This is a genomic window from Streptomyces sp. NPDC005752 (assembly GCF_040630715.1).
Lineage (GTDB): Bacteria > Actinomycetota > Actinomycetes > Streptomycetales > Streptomycetaceae > Streptomyces.
Genome location: NZ_JBEXYB010000047.1, coordinates 1 through 16,754, shown reverse-complemented (window position 1 = coordinate 16,754; position 16,754 = coordinate 1). Strand labels below are relative to the sequence as shown.

The window sequence follows — 16,754 nt, the reverse complement described above, 5'->3', positions numbered from 1 at the left end:
ATGGAGTGGTGTCAATGGTGCGCAGGAACGACGCGCGGCGGGCGGCCCTCGTCGACGCGTCGATCGAGGTGCTGGCCAGGGAGGGTGCACGCGGGCTCACGTTCCGGGCGGTGGACACGGAGGCGGGTGTCCCGGCCGGCACGGCCTCCAACTACTTCGCCAACCGGGACGACCTGCTCACCCAGGCGGGGAGCCGGGTCTACGAACGGCTGCAGCCCGACGAGGCGACGGTGGAACGGCAGCGGAACGCCTCACCGGACCGGGAGACCTACACCCAGCTGATGCGCGAGCTGATCAGCAGGGTCAGCGGTTTCCGCACCGGCTATCTGGCGCTGCTGGAACTGCGCCTGGAGGCCACCCGGCGGCCCGGGCTGCGGGCGGTGCTGACCGAGCAGGTGCGCACGGACGTCGAGGCCAACGTGGCCTACCACGAGGCGTCGGGCCTGCCCGGCGACGCCACCGCGGTCCGGCTGCTCATCCTGGCCTTCAACTGGCTCATCGTCGAACAGCTCACGCTGCCGGGAGTGTTCACGGAGGCCGAGCGCGACCGGCTCGTCGAGGCCGCGGTAGACCGCATCGTGGGGAGGTGACGCGGGCGTCCGGTCCGCTGTCGCACTTCGGGGCCCGGAGCTCCACATGCCTCGTCACCACCTGCCGGCCGGCAGGTGGTGACGAGCGGACGGAAGGGATCCCCTACTTGAGCGCTCCCGCCGTCAGCCCCGCGACGACCTGGCGCTGGAAGACGATGTAGGCGGCGAGAACCGGCAGCATCGCCATCACGAGACCCGCGAAGAGGCCCGACCAGTCCCCCTTGTACCCCTGGCTGGTGGCCAGTTCGACCAGGCCCTGGGAGAGCACCTTGCCGTCCGGGTCGGTGTTCAGCACCGTCGGCAGCATGTACTGGTTCCACTGCCCGAGGAAGTTGAAGATACCGACGCTGATCAGGCCGGGCTTGGCCATCGGCAGCATCACCTGGAAGAACGTCCGGGTGTGCGAGGCCCCGTCGAGCATGGCCGCTTCCGCGATCGAGGTCGGCAGGGTCCGGAAGAACGAGGTGAGGAAGAAGACGGTGAACGGCAGCGAGTAGGCGATGTAGACCAGGATCAGCCCGTGCACCGAGTTCAGCAGGCCCATGTTGTTCATGACGAAGAACAGCGGGACCAGCGCCAGGATGATCGGGAAGCTCATCCCGCCGATGAAGAGGAAGTAGACGAAGCGGTTCCCGGGAAAGTCGAACCGCGCCAGCACGTACGCCGCCATCGAACCCAGCAGCAGTGTGCCGATGAGTGAACCGCCCACCACCAGGATGGTGTTGAAGAAGTAGTCACTCATGTGCGCCTGGTTCCAGGCCCGTGACCAGTTCTCGAAGTGCAGCGTGTCCGGCAGCGCCCAGGGCGTCGACAGGATCGAGTCGTCCGTCTTGAAGGACGCCATCACCGCCCAGAGCAGCGGCATGATGACGAGGACCGCCCAGATGACGAGCACACCGTGCGAGAAGACGTTGAGGACCTTGCCCTCGCTGCTCTTCGCCGGTCCGGCGGCCGGGGCGTCCACCTTGGTCACCGGCGAGCGCGGGGCCGGAACAGCGGGCGGAGTCTCAGTGACCTTCACGTGTGCTCACCTCGTACAACTGTCGGGCCGGCCACCGGGACCGAACTGATCTGCGTGCAGCCGGCCGTCCGGTCGCGGAACCTCGGGGAAGCCGGCATCAGAACTCCAGCCGCTCGCGCCGGCCCAGCTTCATCACGATGCCCGCGAAGAGCATCGTGACGATGAGCAGCCCGACCCCGATGGTGGTCGCGTAGCCGGCCTGGGCGTCCCGGAAGGCCGTCTGGTAGACGTACAGCGGCAGAACGGTGGTGGAGTAGTCGGGACCGCCCGGTCCCACCGTCATGACCTGTACGGCCGTGAAGGCCTCTACGCCGAGCGCCAGGATGCCCATGTAGACCCAGCCGGACTGCACGGTGTCCCAGAGCAGCGGCAGCGTGATCTTGAAGAAGGTCGTGATGCGGTCGGCACCGTCGAGAAGCGCGGCCTCGTAGAAGTCCTTCGGGATGGACGCCATACCGGCCGAGAACAGGACGACGAAGAAGCCGACCGTCGACCAGATCAGCACGACCATCACGCAGTACAGCGCCAGATCGGGATCGCCCAGCCAGTCCGGCTGAAGGCTCTTGAGCCCGACTGCCTTCAGCGTCGCATTCAGCATTCCGGACGTCGGGTTGAACGCGAACTGGAACAGCAGGGCCACGATCACGATCGACAGCACCTGGGGGAAGAAGTAGGCGATCTTGTAGAACGAGGAACCCCGCACCCCGGCGACCGCGGCGTTCTTGCGCCGACGGCCGCCGACGTTGAGCATGAAGGCGAAGAAGAGTGCGAGGCCCAGCGTCACCAGCGGCAGCAGCAGCGCCAGCAGCACACTGTGCTGCAGCGACTTCCAGAAGATGTCGTCGTCGAGCATCCGACTGTAGTTGTCGAAGCCGACCATCTTGAAGTCCGGGCTCAGTCCGGTCCAGTCCGTGAACGAGTAGTAGATGGACTGGGCGAAGGGCCAGATCACGAAGATGGCGTACAACGCCAGTGGAGCGATGAGGAACCCCACGATGAAACGGTACTTGCCGTGCTGCATCGCTTACCGACCCCGGTTTCTGAGCGGGTGCCGCCGCTGGTGACGGTGGCTCACTGGTGCTTGTAGTGCTTGATGGACTGGTCCTTGGCCGCCGCGTCGGCGAAGGCCTGGATCTTCTTGATGGTCTCCGCCGGGGTCGCGCGGCCGGCCATCATCTCGCCGATTCCGGCGATACCGATCTGCTCCTTCTGCAGCTTCACGTACCAGTCCTGCAGCCGCGGGTTCACCACGTTGTCGCCGGCCTTCTTCAGGACGTCGACGCCGGACTGCATGGCGGTGGACAGCGTGAGGCCGTCGGTGCCGCCGTTGAAGGCGCTGAGGGACTTCACCGACTTCGTGAAGTTCTTGGAGGACTCCTCGCTGAGCATGATGCGCAGCTGCTCCATGCCGCCCTCGGGGTTCTTCGCCTTCGCCGGTACGACGAACGGCTCACCGCCGGAGGCCCACAGGGTGCCGAAGGGCAGCTTGTCGGAGGAGTCGAGGCTGGACGGGGCGCCGACCATCATCTTGAAGTCGTCCGGCGTGGTCGGGGCGGCCTCGTTCTCCACCCACGAGCCGTTCGGGATGAAGAGCGCCTTGCCCTTGGTCCACTCGGTCTGCGACTGGATGTGGGTCAGGCCGGGCGTGCCCTTGAGGATGTAGCCCTTCTTGAAGAGCTCGTAGTACGCCTCGAACGCGGCCTTGACAGCCGGGTCCTGCCAGGCGTTCGGCTCCAGGTTGTCGATCTTGTCGAGGACCTCACGGCCACCGATCTTGCCGATGAAGGGGTAGAGCGAGAACGGCAGGTAGTACGGGTACTTGCCCGGGTACGTCCAGCCGGCGATGCCCTTCTTCTTCGCCTTGGCGCAGAGCGCGAGCATGTCGTCCCAGTTCTCCGGGTACGTCGCGTCGAGCTTCTCGAGGTTGGTCTGGGAGTACCAGACGCCGTAGACCGTGTACGCGTAGTACATGATCCAGACCGGGTCGCCGTCGAACTGGCCCATCTCCAGGACACCCGGGCGCAGCGTGTCGCGGACCTTCTTCGACGGGTCGTCGTACGACGGGGCGTCCATCAGCGGCGTCAGGTCGGCCAGCTGCTTCTTGCCGACCAGGACACCCATGTCCATCTGCTCGGCGCCCGAGTTGTCGATCAGGTCCGGCGGGGTGCCGCCGTTGAAGCGCGGCTGCAGCGTCGACTGGATCTTCTCCGTCGCGGCGTGCTTGACCTTCGGAGCCTTGGGGAAGGCCTCGTTGTACTTCTTCTCGGCGTCGATGGCGTACTGCTCACCGAAGCCACCGTTGAAGATGACGACCTCGAGGGCGGCGGTCTCGTTGACACCGAGCGGGTTCTTCGCGCTCTTGGTGCCCTTCTCGACCTTCTCGTCACTTCCGCTGTCGCTGCTCGCGCACGCCGACAGGAAGCTCATCGTCGGGACGGCGATCAGGCCGAGTGCGGCAGAACGCTTGATCAGGTCGCGACGGCCAAGGCCCTCATTCGTGCGGCCGGAGGTGGATCCCATGCTCAAGTCCTCGCCTTCTCCAGGACTCAGGCGGTGTACCGGTCACCCGTCGTGAATTCGCCTCAGGCGAAGGGCCCCGCCACCGCGGTCAGTTGCGCTTGGGTCGTGCAGATTGCAGGAATGCCGGATGCAGTGGAGAAGTTCCGGGGACCGTACAGCAGGCCGCCTCTCGCGCCCCCCGGACGTGCCACCCTCCCCCGTGCCCGCACGCCGTTGTGAAGCGGCTGTGCAGACGCCGACAGGTATAGTCCACTTGCCGCCAACTGGGCAAGATCGAATGCATGGTTGAGCGGCAGTCTTTCCCGATTTGAGACCTCACGGACACCTCGGCACCGCGCGCCTCCGCGCGGAAACACCGTTTTCCGCAATACGGTCGAATCGTCGGCGCGAACCCCATGCAACACCCTTGACACACGCAGCCACTTGGCTCCCTACTGGAACTCGTATCCCGCAATGACAACGTTGTCCTAAGCATGTCCCCGGGAGGAACGGCTCCGTATGCAGCCCCTACGTGGTCCTCAGCACGGCTCGCGCCACAGACACAGCCACTCCGCCACGGTCCTGGCGGCCTCTGTCGTCATGGCCCTGGCAGCCCCAACCGCAGCCCTCGCCCAGCCGGCCGGCGCCGTACAGAAGCCGTCCGGCGAAACGTCGTTCAGCTCCTCGTTCGAGGCTGACGAAAAGCATCCGGCCTGGCGCAACACCGTCGAAGAAGGTGACGACGGCAAGAAAAGGGCATCGGGTGTCGACGGCGGATTCTCCGCCGGAATACCGGGCAATGTCACCGATCAGGTCACGGATCTCCGCGCCAGCGACGAGAACACCGCCGGCGGTGAGGTCAAGGAGAACCTGACCGATCTGGAACCGGGCAGCAAGTGGCTGGCCTTCAAGCCCACGGGCTGGGTCGAGTTCGACCTCGCCGAGCCCACCAAGGTCGTGACCTACGCCCTGACGTCGGCCAACGACCACGACGAGCGGGACCCCAAGGACTGGACCCTGAAGGGTTCAGCCGACGGCAAAACCTGGACGGATCTGGACACCCGGACCGGCCAGACCTTCTCCGAGCGGCTGCAGACCAAGTCGTACGACTTCACCGCGGACAGCGCGTACCAGCACTTCCGCCTGGAGATCACGAAGAACAACGGCGCGTCCGACGCCCTCCAGCTCGCCGACGTCCAGTTCTCGGACGGGGACACCTCGGCCCCCGCCCCCGACGACATGCGCAGCCAGGCGGACCGGGGCCCCTCGGGCTCCCCCACCGCCAAGCAGGGCGCCGGGTTCACCGGGAAGAAGGCCCTGCGCTACGCGGGTACGCACAAGCCGGACGGCCGCGCCTACTCGTACAACAAGGTGTTCGACGTCAACACGGCGGTCACCAAGGACACGCAGCTCTCTTACCTGGTCTATCCCCAGATGAACGAGACGGACCTCGACTACCCCGCGACGCACGTGGCGGTGGACCTGGCCTTCACCGACGGCTCCTACCTGAGCGAGCTGAAGGCCACCGACAGCCACGGCGGGCTGCTCACTCCGCAGGGTCAGGCCGACGCCAAGCGGCTGTACGTGAACCAGTGGAACAAGGTCGCCTCGCGCATCGGCACGGTGGCCGCGGGCAAGACCGTCGACCGGATCCTGGTGGCGTACGACTCCCCCAAGGGCCCCTCGAAGTTCCAGGGCTGGGTCGACGACATCGCGATCGCCCCGAAGGCCCCGGAGAAGCGCAAGGCGCACCTGTCGGACTACGCGTCGACGGTGCGCGGCACCAACTCCAGCGGCGGCTTCTCGCGCGGCAACAACTTCCCCGCCACCGCGGTCCCGCACGGCTTCAACTTCTGGACGCCGGTCACCAACGCCGGCTCCACGAGCTGGCTGTACGACTACTCGCGCGGCAACAACGACGACAACCTGCCCACGCTGCAGGCCTTCAGCGCCAGCCACGAGCCGAGCCCCTGGATGGGTGACCGCCAGACCTTCCAGATGATGCCGTCGGCGGCCTCCGGCACCCCGGACGCGTCCCGCAAGGCCCGCGCGCTGCCGTTCCGCCACGAGAACGAGACGGCGACCCCGCACTACTACGGGGTGACGTTCGAGAACGGCCTCAAGGCCGAGATGACGCCCACCGACCACGCGGCGCGGATGCAGTTCACCTTCCCCGGTGACGATGCGAGCCTCGTCTTCGACAACGTCTCCAACGACGGCGGCCTCACCCTCGACGCGAAGACGGGTTCCTTCACCGGCTACTCCGACGTGAAGAGCGGCGGCTCCACCGGGGCCACCCGTCTCTTCGTGTACGGCTCCTTCGACGCACCGGTCACGGACAGCGGCAAGCTGAAGGGGGGCGGCGGCGACGACGTCACCGGCTTCTTCCGCTTCGACGCGGGCAAGGACCGCAAGGTCGGTCTGCGTCTGGCCACCTCGCTGATCAGCGTCGACCAGGCGAAGAAGAACCTCGCCATGGAGCTGCCGGCGAAGACCTCCTTCGACAAGGTGAAGAAGAACGCGCAGAAGGCCTGGGACAAGATCCTCGGCAAGGTCGAGGTCGAGGGTGCGAACGCCGACCAGCTGACCACGCTCTACTCCAGCCTCTACCGGCTCTACCTCTACCCGAACTCGGGCTTCGAGCAGGTCGACGGCAAGAGCACCTACGCGAGCCCCTTCTCGCCGCAGACCGGCACCGACACCCCGACCCACACCGGCGCGAAGATCGTCAAGGGTGAGGTCTACGTCAACAACGGCTTCTGGGACACCTACCGGACGACCTGGCCGGCGTACTCCTTCCTCACCCCGAAGCAGGCCGGCAAGATGGTCGACGGCTTCGTCCAGCAGTACAAGGACGGCGGCTGGATCTCCCGTTGGTCCTCCCCGGGCTACTCGGACCTGATGACCGGCACCAGCTCCGACGTGGCCTTCGCCGACGCGTACGTCAAGGGTGTCGACTTCGACGCCGAGGCGGCGTACGACGCGGCGGTCAAGAACGCCACGGTGACCCCGCCGTCCTCGGGCGTCGGGCGCAAGGGCATGGACACCTCGGTCTTCACCGGGTACGCCAACACCTCGACACACGAGGGCCTCTCCTGGTCGCTCGAGGGGTACCTCAACGACTACGGCATCGCGCAGATGGGCCAGGCGCTCTACAAGAAGACGAAGAAGGCGCGCTACAAGGAGGAGTCCGAGTACTTCCTCAACCGGGCGCAGAACTACGTCAAGCTCTTCGACGACAAGGCCGGCTTCTTCCAGGGCAAGAAGGCGAACGGCGACTGGCGTCTGCCCTCCGACCAGTACGACCCCCGTGTCTGGGGCTACGACTACACGGAGACCAACGGCTGGGGCTACGCCTTCACCGCCCCGCAGGACAGCCGCGGTCTGGCCAACCTCTACGGCGGGCGGGACGGTCTGGCGAAGAAGCTGGACACGTACTTCTCGACCCCGGAGACCGCGGGACCCGAGTTCGTCGGCTCGTACGGCGGCGTCATCCACGAGATGACCGAGGCTCGTGACGTGCGGATGGGCCAGTACGGTCACAGCAACCAGGTCGCGCACCACGCCACGTACATGTACAACGCGGCCTCGCAGCCCTGGAAGACCCAGGAGAAGGTCCGCGAGGTCCTCGGCCGCCTGTACACGGGCAGCGAGATCGGCCAGGGCTACCACGGCGACGAGGACAACGGCGAGCAGTCGGCCTGGTTCCTCTTCTCCTCGCTCGGCTTCTACCCGCTGGTCATGGGCAGCGGTGAGTACGCGATCGGCTCGCCGCTCTTCACGAAGACGACCGTGCACCTGGAGAACGGCCGCGACCTCGTCGTCAAGGCCCCGAAGAACAGCGCGACGAACATCTACGTCCAGGGCCTGAAGGTCAACGGCAAGAAGTGGAACTCCACCGCGCTGCCGCACGACCTGCTCGCCAAGGGCGGCGTGCTGGAGTTCGACATGGGCTCCAAGCCGTCGGCGTGGGGCACGGGCAAGGACGCGGCCCCGGTCTCCATCACCCAGGACGACAAGGTGCCCGCTCCGAAGGGCGACGCGATCAAGGGTGACGGCGCTCTCTTCGACAACTCCTCCGCGACCTCGGCCACGGTCGAGTCGGTGGAGCTGCCGGCCCCGGCCGGCACGAAGGCGGTCCAGTACACGCTGACCTCGGCCACCGCGGCGAAGGCCCCGGCGGGCTGGGTGCTGCAGGGTTCGACGGACGGGAAGTCCTGGAAGGACCTCGACGAGCGGACCGGCCAGACGTTCGCCTGGGACAAGCAGACCCGGGTGTTCTCGGTGCAGGCGCCGAAGGCGTACGCGAAGTACCGGCTGGTGAGCGCGACGGCGGCGACACTGGCGGAGATCGAGCTGATCTCCTGACGGGCTGACCGGAGTTGCGCGGCCGGGGGCCGGTCATCCGCATCTGCGGGTGGCCGGCCCCCGGTGGCACAGTGCTCGGCATGTCCCCTCGGATACGGATCACCGGGCGTGCGGCAGCCCTGGCGGCGAGTCTGGCCACCGTGCTCGCCACGGCCCTCGCGCCGGCCACCGCCACCGCCTCGGACAGGGTCGCTCTGAGCCTGGATGACGTCCCGCGCAGCATGGTCGTGTACAACGCGGACGAGGGCGCCGGCGCTTCGAACGGCGCCTTCCAGGTGCCCGTCTCCGTGGTACCGGGCAACGAGGAACCGGTGCGCGACATCAGGGTGGTGGTGGACGCGTCGGGGCTCGAGGGCATCGCCCGGGTGACCGAGGGCGGCTACGGGAACTGCACCGGCGACGGATGGGTGTACACCTGCGACTACGGCACCCTGCGGAACGACGGCGAGAGCAACGCGCCCTTCGACGTCCTCGGGGTGGACGGAGTCGAGCCGGGCGACAGCGGCACGGTCACCTAGACGGGGCGGCTCCTGCTCGAGAGGGCGCCGATCAGTATGGGCCGATCAGGGTACTTTTGCACCCTTTTACGGCGTCCTGACACAATCTTCGGATGATCCATGGCATCCCTTAGGCGATCAGGTGATCAGTACGACAATCATCTCGGCTTAAAGGAGACCAGCATGCGCAGTTCCGCTTCCCTCCGCTCCCGCAGCATCCGCACGGGCACCACGGTGGCCGCCGCGGTCGCCGCCGCCGGCGTCGTCGCCCTGGCCGGGGCCCCTGCCGCATTCGCCGTCGGCGAGAGCGGCGACATCGACATCCGGTCCATCAGCTGGCACTCGCGCGGTGAGCGCAACGGCGTCGAGGTCTGCCAGTTCGCTCTCGTGGCGAGCAACTTCGGGGAACTCCAGCAGCTTGAGTGGACGATCACCGAGCGGCCCCCGGGCAACACGCTGACGAACCTCCTCCCCCTCTCGAACGGCCAGGCCCGCAGCCAGGAGTACCTGCTGCCGGAGGGTACGTACCAGCTGGAGTGGACCGTCGGCGTGAAGAAGCAGAAGAGCTTCGAGGTCGACTGCTCCAAGCACGGCCAGGGAGGCAACGGCAGCCGCGGGGAGGGCGAGGGCCGGGGTTCGTCCGAGTCCGGCGCCATGGCGAACAAGAGCGACAAGGGTGCCGGCGAGATCTACGACAAGCCGTCCGGTGCCGTGCCCGCCGGTGGCGGCGGCGTCCCGGAGATGGAGAGCGTCAGCTCCGAGGGTGAGTCGAACGTCGGGACCTCGGCCGCGCTGGTCGCCGGTGCCGCAGGCATCGCGGGGCTGATCATGGTCCGTCGATCCGCACGCCGCCGTGCCCGCAACGAGGCCTGACACACGCGGCCGTCGGCGCCGACGGGGCCCGAGTCGTGCATGCCGGCTCACGATGACCCTGTGCGTCACCTTCTCGCTGGTGACCGGTGTGGTGTGGGCGAGTTCGGACTCGCCCGAGGACGCCTCGTCGGTCACCGCCGCCCGCGGCAGCGATGCCGCGGGCGGCGGGTCGCCGCCGTTCCGGAGGGCACCGCACAAGCCTCCGGAGAAGGTGCCCGCCTCGCACGCGCCGCTGGTGCACTCCCGCCCGCTGAAGGTGGCGATCCCCGCGATCTACATCGAGGCCCAGGTCACCAACCTCGGCCTGGACGAGAAGGGCCGGCTCGGCGCCCCGCCGCTGAGCAAGCCCAAGCTGGTGGGGTGGTACGGGAAGGGACCGTCCCCCGGGGAGGCGGGTACGTCCCTCCTCGTCGGTCACCGGGACACCGCGACGGGGCCTGCGATCTTCCTCAATCTCAACGTCCTGCGCCGGGGTGACACGGTGAAGGTCACCAGGGCGGACCACCGGATCGCCGTCTTCACCGTCGACGAGGTGAAGACCTACACGAAGGACAAGTTCCCCGACGACAAGGTGTACGGCGCCACCGGCCGTCCGGAGCTCAGACTCATGACATGCGGCGGACGCTTCGACAAGAAGGACGGCTACTCGGCGAACGTCGTCGTCTTCGCCCATCTCACGTCACTCAAGAAGGCGGCCTGAACCCGGGCACGCCGCACGGAACCGGCCGGTACCTCGGGGGCGAGGTGCCGGCCGTTCGCTGCGCCGACTCCGCCGTGCGTTCCGTGCGCTAATCTCCTCGCACGCACGTGCGGAGGGGAATCATGGGACGGGCAGGGCGAGGGCTGCGGCGGACCGCCTGGGTGTCGGGCACCGTCGGGGCACTGCTGCTGGTGGGCACCGTGGTGGTGTTCGGGACCGGCTACACGGGGGCGAAGGTGTCCGGCAGCTCGATGGAGCCGACGTACTCCATCGGCGAGCGCGTCGTCCTCGAACGCGTCGACGCCGACGAGGTCCGCCGTGGAGACGTGGTGCTGTACAGGGTGCCGGAGCGCTACGAAGGCCTCGCGGTTCTGGGACGGGTCATCGGCGTGGGCGGCGACCAGGTCGCACAACAGCCGGGCGGCCCCGTCACGCTGAACGGATCCCCGCTCACCGAGAAGTACGTGAAGGACGGCGACCCGGCCGGCACGCCGTCCGGTTACGACGTCGTGGTCCCCGAGGGACGGCTCTTCGTGCTCGGCGACTTCCGCGCCGACGCCAGGGATTCCCGCTCCTTCCTGGACGACCGGTCGGGGACCGTCGCGTCCGCCGGCGTCCTGGGCCGGGCCCTTCATGACCGAAGCGGGCCTGTGGGACTGGGGCTGGCCATGCTCCTCGGCCTGCTGCTCGCCATCACCGCGCTCGTGTCGGGGATCGCCGCACGGGGCGCGCGGACACGGAGCCGGCCGACCGGCGTGCCGGTGCGGCCGCTCACCTGACGCGTCGGGCCGGGACCCGATCGCGGTCGGCACCCCGCCCGGAGGCGCCGGTACCGACCGCTGCGTGCGCGCGCTCAGCCCACCCTGCAGCCGAGTTCCAACGCCGAATCCGGGGCGCCGCCCTCGGAGACGTAACCGAAGGTCGTGGATTCACCGGGGTCCAGCGAACCGTTCCAGCCCGCGTTGTGGACCATCACCTCCTGCCCCTGCGCCGTCATCGCTCCACTCCAGAGGCTGGCGACGTTCTGCCCTGTGGGCTGCGTCCACTCCACCATCCAGCCGAGCATCGGCACCGTGCCGGAGTTGGTGACCTTCACCTCGGACTGGTAGCCACCGCTCCAGCTTCCGGTCGTGCTGCGTGTGGCGGTGCAGGCGCCGGGCGGGGGCTCGGTCGGGGGGTTGGTGCTGGTGCCGTCCTTGACCCCGGTCACCTCTCCGTTGCCACCGTCGAACACCACGTCGGAGCAGGAGTAGAAGGTCTCCTGACTGTCGGAGCGCTGCCACACCATGTAGATGACGTGGCGGCCTTCCTTGCCCTCGGGCAGCGCGCCGGTCCACTTGTAGTCCGCCTCGACCGTGCCCGGACTACCGTTCAGCGGCGGGTGGTCGATGGAGAGGAAGGGGGACTCCTCCACGTCGTCCCAGGTCAATGCCCGAGTGGGGTCGTAGCCGTCCTTGGTGATGTAGACGTAGAACCAACCCGGGTGCGCGGCCCATGCGTTGTACGAGAAGTCGATCGTCGACCCCTCGGTCAGGTGGGTCACCGGCCAGTCCGTGCTCGCCTTGTTGAACCCGGTGAAGTTGGTGTTGCCGCCACTGCACAGCTCGCCGTCGGGCACGAAGCCGCGCGTACGGCCGGCACCGTCGGAGCGCAGCACGGAGAACCAGTTGTAGAACGGGGTGGTCCCACTCTCCTGCGCGGCGGACTTGCAGGCGGGGTTCACGGGCTTGATCTCGCCCGTGTCGGTCAGCCCGTCCTGCCAGCAGAGGAAGGTCCGGCTGGCCGGCTTCATGGGCGTGCCGTGCGCCTCGGCCTTCTCCCCCGTGGTGAGGACGAGCCCGAGGGCGGGGATGGTCGTGAGCAGTGCGAGCAGGGTGAGGAGGACTGCTCTTCGGCGGGTGCCGGCCAGTAATCGGTGTCTGGACAGTTGGATCACGATGTTCGTCCCTTCGCTGCGGCGCCGGGTGGGGCCGGAATGCGGTGCAAGCTTGGGAGCGCTCCCATTAGCGGAGGCTAGCGCCGACCCCAAACCATGTAAACGCCTTGCGCAGAAAGGCTTCTCCCACTCTTGCGAGTGACTTCGGCCTCTGAGCCGCATACGGGGGCGGGGTAACCGCCAGCTTCCGGAACATGCCACTGCCGAAGGACCTGGACCCGTACGCGAACCCCCGCGCCTTCTACGGAGCGGAGCTGCGCCGCCTGCGCGAGTCGGCGGGGCTGTCACAGAACATGTCCGCACCCGAGTGGAGCGGACATCACTCCTGGACTCCCCCACCGCACCCGTGCTCTGGGCGGTGATTCACGAAGACGCCCTGCTCGTGCCGGTTGGCGGGAAGGCCGTAATGGCCGAGCAGCTCGTCCACCTTGCCGAACAGACCGCTTCCCGCCCCAGGCTCATCGCTCAGGTACTGCCGTTCTCCGCCGGGGCACACCCCCTCCTGCATGCGTCGATGACCCTGATGAAGTTCACCGAGGCTCCTGCCGTCGTGTACACGGAGGCTGCGTACAGCGGCCAACTCGTCGAAGAACCCGCCCTGGTGGAGCAGCACAGCTCCGCCTACGATCTGGCCAGGGCTGCCGCCTTGTCGCCGGAGGCATCCCTGGACCGGATCGCCTCAGCGGCAAAGGAGTTCTTGACGCCATGACCACCACGCCTGAACTGAGTACAGCTGCCTGGCGTAAGGCGTCCTACAGCAACGGCGACGGCGGCGAGTGCCTCGAGGGCTCGCTCTGACGCCGGTCAGGCGATCGCGTTGAACAGCTTCTCCGGAAGGGCCATGTTCAGCGCGGTGACGACCGGCTTGTCGTGTTCCGTGCCGAGGCGGGAGACCGCCCCCGTGGCGAGCTGGAAGAGAGCCCCGCTCGCGGGCGTCAGCCGCAGGTAGCGTGCGGTGAGCACACGCAGGAAGTGCGAGTGGGCGACCAGCGCGATGTCGGCCTCGCCGAGACGGGACGCCGCCGCGCTGACCTCCGCCAGGATCCGGTCCGCCCGGTCGCCCACCTCCTGCGGGCTTTCCCCCGGGTGCTCCTCGGGGCCCGCGGCGACTCCGTCGGTCCAGAGGTTCCACTCGGGGCGGCTGCGGCGGATCTCGACCGTGGTGATGCCTTCGTACGCCCCGTAGTCCCACTCCCGCAGGTCCGGTGTCTCGCGGGGCGCCGTCAGTCCCGCCAGTTCGGCGGTGCGGCGTGCGCGCAGGAAGGGGCTGACCAGGGTGAGGCCGATCTCCCGTTCGGCGAGGAGCGGCACGAGGGCGCGGGCCTGGCGCTCCCCGAGTTCGGTCAGGGGCAGGTCGGTCCAGCTCGTGTGCTGCCCGGACCGGGACCACTCGGTCTCGCCGTGCCGGATCAGGATCAACTCGCCCATTGGTGGTTCCGCTCTGTGTGCCGTGTGCGTACGCGTGTGCCACTGGTGCCAACCTGCCGGCCCACGATCGCATTCCGCCCCGCCCGTCGCGGGGCGGCTCGCCCGGGCAGGCCGCCGGAGCGGGTGCTCCGGCGGCCTGCCCGCGGTGCGGGATCAGCGGGTGACGGCCGTCAGGCCGGTCCGCGGACGACCGTGACCGTGTACGGCTGGCCCGTGCCCGTGGTGACGTGGACCTCGCCGCCCTCGTAGGCCACCTCGTACGTGGCCGCCACCGCACCCGTGCGGTCGGGGACGGTCACCGTGCGGGTGAAGTCGCCCGTGCCGGCGGGGACGAACACGCGGAGTTCGAGGCCGTCGAGCCACTCACCGTCCGGACGGGACTCGTCCGCGCCCAGTGCCAGGACCGCGCCCTGGCGGACCAGCAGGGGCAGGCTGTCGAAGCCGTGGGTCTCGCGGCGCCAGGCGGGGCCGGTGACCGTGTCACCCGTCAGCAGGTGGGTCCAGGTCCCCTCGGGCACGTAGTACTCGACTTCGCCGTCGTCGGTGAAGACGGGAGCGACCAGGACGTCAGGGCCCAGCAGGTACTCGCGGTCCGCCGTACGGGCCGTCGGGTCGTCCGGGAACTCCAGGAGCAGTGGGCGCATCGTCGGGACACCCGTGCGGTGGGCCTCGACCGCCACGCCGTACAGGTACGGCATCAGGCGGTGCTTGAGGCGGGTGAACTGCCGGGCGACGTCGACCGCTTCGTCGCCGAACTCCCACGGCACGCGGTACGACGACGAGCCGTGCAGCCGGCTGTGCGACGACAGCAGACCGAAGGCGAGCCAGCGCTTGAAGACGGCCGGGTCGGGCGTGCCCTCGAAGCCGCCGATGTCGTGGCTCCAGAAGCCGAAGCCGGACAGGGAGAGCGAGAGTCCGCCGCGCAGGGACTCCGCCATGGCCTCGAAGGAGGACCAGCAGTCGCCGCCCCAGTGGACCGGGTACTGCTGGCCGCCCGCGGCGGCCGAGCGGGCGAAGAGCACCGCCTCGCCCTGACCGCGCTCCTCCTCCAGGATCTCGAAGACGGCCTTGTTGTAGAGGTGCGTGTAGTAGTTGTGCATGCGCTCCGTGTCGGAGCCGTCGTGCCAGACGACCTCCGTCGGAATGCGCTCGCCGAAGTCGGTCTTGAAGCCGTCGACGCCCTGGTCGAGGAGGACCTTCAGCTTGGCCTGGAACCAGGCGGTGGCCTCGGGGTTGGTGAAGTCGACCAGCGCCATGCCGGCCTGCCACTTGTCCCACTGCCAGATGTCGCCGTCCGGGGTCAGGACGAAGTAGCCCTTCTCCGCGCCCTCTTCGTACAGGGCGCTCTTCTGCCCGATGTACGGGTTGATCCAGACGCAGATCTTCAGGCCCTTGTCCTTGAGCCGGGCGATCATGCCCTCCGGGTCGGGGAACACGGCCGGATCCCACTCGAAGTCGCACCACTGGTACTCGCGCATCCAGAAGCAGTCGAAATGGAAGACGCTCAGCGGGATACCGCGCTCGGCCATGCCGTCGACGAAGGAGGTGACGGTGGCCTCGTCGTAGGAGGTGGTGAAGGAGGTGGTCAGCCAGAGGCCGAACGACCACGCCGGAGGGAGGGCGGGGAGGCCGGTGAGGGCGGCGTACCGGGAGAGGACGTCCTTCGGCGTGGGGCCGGCGACGACGAAGTACTCCAGCGTCTGGTCCTCGACGCTGAACTGCACCTGGCCGACGGCCTCGGAACCGACCTCGAAGGAGACCTTGCCGGGGTGGTTGACGAAGACGCCGTAGCCGCGGGAGGACAGGTAGAACGGGATGTTCTTGTAGGCCTGCTCGCTGCTGGTGCCGCCGTCGGCCTGCCACATGTCGACGGTCTGGCCGTTCTTCACGTACGGCGTGAAGCGCTCACCGAGGCCGTGGACGGTCTCACCGACACCGAGGGCGAGCTGGGCGAACATGTGGTGGCTGCCGTCGTCCACGGTGGCGAACGCGGTGCCCTTACGGCCGGCGGAGGTCAGGACCCGGCCGTCCGCGTCGAGGAACTCCAGGCCGAAGGCGCCCTCGGTGGGGAGCCGCAGGGTCAGCGGGCCGCTGGTCAGCTCGGCGGTCGCACCCTCGGTCCGGGTCGTGGCGGCGGACTGCGTCGCGGCACCCGGCAGTTCGAAGTCGGGGCCCTTACGGCGCCTGCCGGCGTGATGGGTGAGGCGCACCGCGATGACGCCCTCGGCGGGGGCGTGGGCCTCCACGGTGATCAGCGGGGCGTTCAGCGTGTCGCCGCGGCGCTCGACGCGCTTGACGGCGGCGTAGGCGGCGAGTCGGTCGTCGTCGAGGCGGACATCGCGGACTTCCGTGGCGTACGAGGCGTGCACACCACTGCGCATCTGCCAGAAGCCGTCGGTGAACTTCATGGGGGTGGTCCTTAGCCGATCAGGAGGTGCTGGGCGGGACGTCAGGGCGCCTGCGGCAAGCGCGGCTGCGGGTCCTCTCGATTTTGATCGTACACAAAACAAATGTGACGGGCAGGGTGGGACGGCGATGGGTATTCCCGAATTGCCCCGAAGACCGAACAGCAGGAAGCAACGCCGGATCTGCCATGTTGGCGCCACGTGATCGACACGTCACGGAAATGGTCTAGAAACCATGAGCGGGATGGCGTATTAGTACTGCAAGCAAACAAATTGGCTGGTCGGGCATCAAGGCCGGGCCTGACGTCGACAAGAGGCTGTGCAATGTCGGACCGCTTCACTCCCACCCCTGCGGACAGGTTCACCTTCGGTCTGTGGACCGTGGGCTGGCGTGGCAACGACCCGTTCGGTGACGCGACGCGTCCCGCGCTGGACCC

General features: G+C 68.1%; 15 protein-coding genes. 9 read left to right on the top strand and 6 right to left on the bottom strand.

Annotation, left to right across the window (positions count from 1 at the left end; translation table 11 throughout):
* Positions 1 to 14 precede the first annotated feature (14 nt).
* Positions 15 to 590, top strand: coding sequence for a TetR family transcriptional regulator (locus tag ABZ441_RS29900; protein ID WP_358979848.1), 576 nt, complete (start codon positions 15 to 17; stop codon positions 588 to 590).
* 103 nt (positions 591 to 693) lie between these two features.
* Here ABZ441_RS29900 and ABZ441_RS29895 read toward each other — a convergent pair whose 3' ends face one another.
* From ABZ441_RS29895 to ngcE, 3 genes are all read right to left on the bottom strand, one after another.
* Positions 694 to 1,611 carry a carbohydrate ABC transporter permease gene (locus ABZ441_RS29895; protein ID WP_358979846.1) on the bottom strand — a complete coding sequence of 306 codons (918 nt, stop codon included), beginning with the start codon at positions 1,609 to 1,611 and terminating at the stop codon, positions 694 to 696.
* 97 nt (positions 1,612 to 1,708) lie between these two features.
* A complete protein-coding gene (locus tag ABZ441_RS29890; protein WP_358979843.1) occupies positions 1,709 to 2,632 on the bottom strand; it encodes a sugar ABC transporter permease in 924 nt (307 codons plus the stop codon).
* 50 nt (positions 2,633 to 2,682) lie between these two features.
* Positions 2,683 to 4,131, bottom strand: a complete 1,449-nt coding sequence (gene ngcE, locus ABZ441_RS29885) for an N-acetylglucosamine/diacetylchitobiose ABC transporter substrate-binding protein (protein ID WP_358979841.1) — start codon at positions 4,129 to 4,131, stop codon at positions 2,683 to 2,685.
* 498 nt (positions 4,132 to 4,629) lie between these two features.
* Between ngcE and ABZ441_RS29880 the strand changes: the two genes are divergently transcribed.
* The 5 genes from ABZ441_RS29880 to lepB all read left to right on the top strand — a co-directional run bounded on the left by ABZ441_RS29880 (position 4,630) and on the right by lepB (position 11,327).
* Entirely contained in the window at positions 4,630 to 8,478 is a 3,849-nt protein-coding gene (locus ABZ441_RS29880) for a GH92 family glycosyl hydrolase (RefSeq protein WP_358979839.1), read from the top strand.
* Between the two features lie 80 nt (positions 8,479 to 8,558).
* A complete protein-coding gene (locus ABZ441_RS29875) occupies positions 8,559 to 8,996 on the top strand; it encodes a hypothetical protein (RefSeq protein WP_358979837.1) in 438 nt (145 codons plus the stop codon).
* 162 nt (positions 8,997 to 9,158) lie between these two features.
* Positions 9,159 to 9,848 carry a hypothetical protein gene (locus ABZ441_RS29870; protein ID WP_358979835.1) on the top strand — a complete coding sequence of 230 codons (690 nt, stop codon included), beginning with the start codon at positions 9,159 to 9,161 and terminating at the stop codon, positions 9,846 to 9,848.
* Between the two features lie 52 nt (positions 9,849 to 9,900).
* A complete protein-coding gene (locus ABZ441_RS29865) occupies positions 9,901 to 10,548 on the top strand; it encodes a class F sortase (protein WP_358979833.1) in 648 nt (215 codons plus the stop codon).
* Between the two features lie 122 nt (positions 10,549 to 10,670).
* The gene (gene lepB / locus ABZ441_RS29860) at positions 10,671 to 11,327 is read left to right on the top strand and encodes a signal peptidase I (protein WP_358979831.1); all 657 of its coding nucleotides are present in this window, start codon (positions 10,671 to 10,673) and stop codon (positions 11,325 to 11,327) included.
* A gap of 74 nt (positions 11,328 to 11,401) precedes the next feature.
* On the opposite strand, the gene ABZ441_RS29855 is transcribed toward lepB, so the two are convergent.
* Complete coding sequence (locus ABZ441_RS29855) at positions 11,402 to 12,484, bottom strand: lytic polysaccharide monooxygenase (RefSeq protein WP_358979829.1); 1,083 nt, start codon at positions 12,482 to 12,484, stop codon at positions 11,402 to 11,404.
* 194 nt (positions 12,485 to 12,678) lie between these two features.
* On the opposite strand from ABZ441_RS29855, the gene ABZ441_RS29850 reads away from it, so the two are divergent.
* The 3 genes from ABZ441_RS29850 to ABZ441_RS29840 are packed head-to-tail and all read left to right on the top strand — an operon-like array spanning position 12,679 to position 13,282.
* Positions 12,679 to 12,846, top strand: coding sequence for a hypothetical protein (locus ABZ441_RS29850; protein WP_358979906.1), 168 nt, complete (start codon positions 12,679 to 12,681; stop codon positions 12,844 to 12,846).
* Entirely contained in the window at positions 12,792 to 13,193 is a 402-nt protein-coding gene (locus ABZ441_RS29845; protein ID WP_358979827.1) for a DUF5753 domain-containing protein, read from the top strand. The genes ABZ441_RS29850 and ABZ441_RS29845 overlap by 55 nt, the downstream gene beginning before the upstream one ends.
* Positions 13,190 to 13,282, top strand: coding sequence for a DUF397 domain-containing protein (locus ABZ441_RS29840; RefSeq protein WP_358979825.1), 93 nt, complete (start codon positions 13,190 to 13,192; stop codon positions 13,280 to 13,282). Before ABZ441_RS29845 ends, ABZ441_RS29840 begins: the two co-directional genes overlap by 4 nt.
* Before the next feature lie 6 nt (positions 13,283 to 13,288).
* Here ABZ441_RS29840 and ABZ441_RS29835 read toward each other — a convergent pair whose 3' ends face one another.
* Positions 13,289 to 13,912, bottom strand: a complete 624-nt coding sequence (locus tag ABZ441_RS29835) for a histidine phosphatase family protein (protein WP_358979823.1) — start codon at positions 13,910 to 13,912, stop codon at positions 13,289 to 13,291.
* Positions 13,913 to 14,082: 170 nt separating this feature from the next.
* A complete protein-coding gene (yicI, locus tag ABZ441_RS29830) occupies positions 14,083 to 16,320 on the bottom strand; it encodes an alpha-xylosidase (RefSeq protein WP_358979821.1) in 2,238 nt (745 codons plus the stop codon).
* Between the last annotated feature and the right edge of the window lie 434 nt (positions 16,321 to 16,754).

Excerpts from the sequence above, each read along its gene's own strand:
- ABZ441_RS29900 (WP_358979848.1), top strand. The coding sequence starts at position 15 with ATGGTGCGCAGGAACGACGCGCGGCGGGCGGCCCTCGTCGACGCGTCG.
- ABZ441_RS29890 (WP_358979843.1), bottom strand. The coding sequence starts at position 2,632 with ATGCAGCACGGCAAGTACCGTTTCATCGTGGGGTTCCTCATCGCTCCA.
- ngcE (WP_358979841.1), bottom strand. The coding sequence starts at position 4,131 with ATGGGATCCACCTCCGGCCGCACGAATGAGGGCCTTGGCCGTCGCGAC.
- ABZ441_RS29880 (WP_358979839.1), top strand. The coding sequence starts at position 4,630 with ATGCAGCCCCTACGTGGTCCTCAGCACGGCTCGCGCCACAGACACAGC.
- ABZ441_RS29875 (WP_358979837.1), top strand. The coding sequence starts at position 8,559 with ATGTCCCCTCGGATACGGATCACCGGGCGTGCGGCAGCCCTGGCGGCG.
- ABZ441_RS29870 (WP_358979835.1), top strand. The coding sequence starts at position 9,159 with ATGCGCAGTTCCGCTTCCCTCCGCTCCCGCAGCATCCGCACGGGCACC.
- ABZ441_RS29865 (WP_358979833.1), top strand. The coding sequence starts at position 9,901 with ATGACCCTGTGCGTCACCTTCTCGCTGGTGACCGGTGTGGTGTGGGCG.
- lepB (WP_358979831.1), top strand. The coding sequence starts at position 10,671 with ATGGGACGGGCAGGGCGAGGGCTGCGGCGGACCGCCTGGGTGTCGGGC.
- ABZ441_RS29850 (WP_358979906.1), top strand. The coding sequence starts at position 12,679 with ATGCCACTGCCGAAGGACCTGGACCCGTACGCGAACCCCCGCGCCTTC.
- ABZ441_RS29840 (WP_358979825.1), top strand. The coding sequence starts at position 13,190 with ATGACCACCACGCCTGAACTGAGTACAGCTGCCTGGCGTAAGGCGTCC.
- ABZ441_RS29835 (WP_358979823.1), bottom strand. The coding sequence starts at position 13,912 with ATGGGCGAGTTGATCCTGATCCGGCACGGCGAGACCGAGTGGTCCCGG.
- yicI (WP_358979821.1), bottom strand. The coding sequence starts at position 16,320 with ATGAAGTTCACCGACGGCTTCTGGCAGATGCGCAGTGGTGTGCACGCC.